2 protein-coding genes and 1 pseudogene are annotated in these 2,211 nt (G+C 34.1%); all 3 read left to right on the top strand.

Features of this window, described 5'->3' with window-relative positions:
- Nucleotides 1-160: 160 nt before the first annotated feature.
- Nucleotides 161-445: a hypothetical protein gene (locus tag FTV38_RS17175; RefSeq protein WP_180009727.1), complete on the top strand. Its 285-nt coding sequence runs from the start codon at nt 161-163 to the stop codon at nt 443-445.
- 198 nt (nt 446-643) lie between these two features.
- Nucleotides 644-1,795: a hypothetical protein gene (locus tag FTV38_RS17170; protein WP_180023012.1), complete on the top strand. Its 1,152-nt coding sequence runs from the start codon at nt 644-646 to the stop codon at nt 1,793-1,795.
- Nucleotides 1,796-1,900: 105 nt separating this feature from the next.
- A pseudogene (locus FTV38_RS17165) lies at nt 1,901-2,211 on the top strand (hypothetical protein); the annotation flags it as partial.

The raw sequence follows: 2,211 nt of genomic DNA, 5'->3' as shown, positions 1-2,211 counted from the left end.
AACGGATTGAAAATCCGTGTGTCCCCAGTTCGATCCTGGGTCTCGCCACCATATTCGAAAAAGCAGATCGGAAGAGCCTCGCGCTGGGCCCGAGAGTAGATCTCGGTGGCCGCCGTATCTTCATAAAAAAAATATTTTTATAAAATTAAATGGTGATGATATGAAATCTACTTTAGAAGATCTTGAATGGTTTGAAATGATGTTTATTGCAAATCATAGAGGTATAAAAACGCTAACATCTCAAATTAAAGAAGTTCGTAAAGAGTTAAAAGAAAAAGAAGCTTTAGTAGATCCTAAGGATGAATCTATTCAGAGTCTAAAATTGATTTTGAGTCATTTATTAGATTCCAGAAAATTTTTGAAAGAATATGAGCAAAAATTTGATCATATGCTGGGAATGCAAAGAATGTTTAGTGTTGATCTTGAACTTTTAAAAGATTTTTAGTCCTGGATTATTCGGGTATTGGAACTCTTATTTATACATTTACCAAAATTGATCAAAAAAAACGCTATTTTATAAAAATGGTGTTTTTTATTCTTTTTTAATCAAAGATAAACTTTTATGCTTTCCGCATAAAAAGCACATTTTGATTAAATAATGATCTACTACACAACAACGAAAACAGACTGTCTTCTCAGTCTTATGCAATGCATTTCGAATGGAAGGGCTAAGTTTTGGTTTTCTGATACTGTGCTTTTTTCAAAGTTCCATCATGTGCTTCCAAAATTAATTTTGAAGTATGGCCTCGATCTGACTGAATCTGAGCGTAAGAAAAAATCGGACTACGGGGAACCAGTATGGAGTCTGGTCATCAATTATGATCCAGCCAAAAGTGAGGTATTCCAGTTTTGGTTATTTACCACAGGCTACAGAGAAGCGCGAAGAAGTAAGCTGACGCTAAAAGAAATACTCGCCAAAAATTCGAGCATGGTACAGAAGCAAAAGTTGAATAGTCTTTTGACAACCAAAAGAGAAAAACTGTTGCACTATGGGGATTATGTACTGGGACAATACATTGAGTTTAGTGATCTTAAGCCACAATTTTCTCGGGTTTATTATCATCCTGAACGCTTTGGCGTTATTTTTAATGTTTATGCCAAGCGTGTAAAAACTATTGATAGTAACCAAGATCTGGTTTATCGGGTGTTTAAGCCTTTTGATGCATCTGATGTCAGGCGTTTTTCCAGTATTCAACGTATTTTCGGCTTTGCTTTTTTAGAAAATGAACATACACGTTGGAATCAGGCATCCGTGAGTGCATTTTTACTGCAACGGTTTGGAATTAAATTTAACGATGACGTGAGCTATAACGAGCGGTTGAAAGAGCTAACTCGTGCATTACGCGGGGTTCGTAAAAAGCATTTGGAGTTTTTTCAACGATATTCTCAGAAGAAAATCCGTTTTACCTGGTATCTATCGCAAGAATTTATGCAGTCGGCAACGCGGGAGTTGAATAAAAAAATTGATTTAATTTCGACTGAACAGGCTGATCGTTTGAAAGAAGCCACTTTTAGATTGAGTTCTAAGGGAACTTTTCATGGTACACGTCATCAAATTGGCACGTTACAGGCTAAAATGAGATCGATATTAAATGCCCGAAATCCCGAGCAGAAGAAGCTGAATCAAATGTATTTTCCAAAAAACTTACACTATGTACGCTTCACTGCCAAGAAGGCTTGGAGTATGAAAGAGTTTGAAGTGGCTTGTCGAAATGCAGATCAGATTTATTTGAATAAACGGAATAAGCGAAAGCCTAAAGATCAACGATTAAGAAGAGACAGAAAAAAATGCTAAAGCTTTTTTTCTTAAATTTCGCATAAGAGATTTTATGTTAAATAAAGCCTTTTAACTGACTAAAACTTATGAAAAAATGTATTTTTAATTCTTAAAATATTAAGTATGCATTCTTTAGCTCCGTACACTATAAGAACTTATGATCAGCAATATTTTAGACTTCATAATACTTATCCTCCTTTAGATAAGATTTTAGGTCGATTAGATCTTTATACGATTTTTAAGGATTGTTTTACTGAGAAAGGTATAGACTTTCATATAGTTGAAGATGAAAAGAAAATTTACAGAATCGTTGATCTTCAAGTTGATGATAAAACTAGAATTATTAAAGGTTTTTTACAACAAGGAAACTACGGTCTTAGGTCTGATATTATAAATATTGACACAGGAAAAATAGATTATGCAAAGACAGAAAA

The organism is Acinetobacter sp. YH16044 (assembly GCF_013417145.1).
GTDB classification, from domain to species: domain Bacteria; phylum Pseudomonadota; class Gammaproteobacteria; order Pseudomonadales; family Moraxellaceae; genus Acinetobacter; species Acinetobacter amyesii.
Note: the sequence above shows the minus strand (reverse complement) of the source record. Positions and strands in the feature narration are given on the sequence as shown.

Coding starts and splice junctions, on each gene's coding strand:
- FTV38_RS17170 (WP_180023012.1), top strand. CDS start 644: ATGCAATGCATTTCGAATGGAAGGGCTAAGTTTTGGTTTTCTGATACT.
- FTV38_RS17175 (WP_180009727.1), top strand. CDS start 161: ATGAAATCTACTTTAGAAGATCTTGAATGGTTTGAAATGATGTTTATT.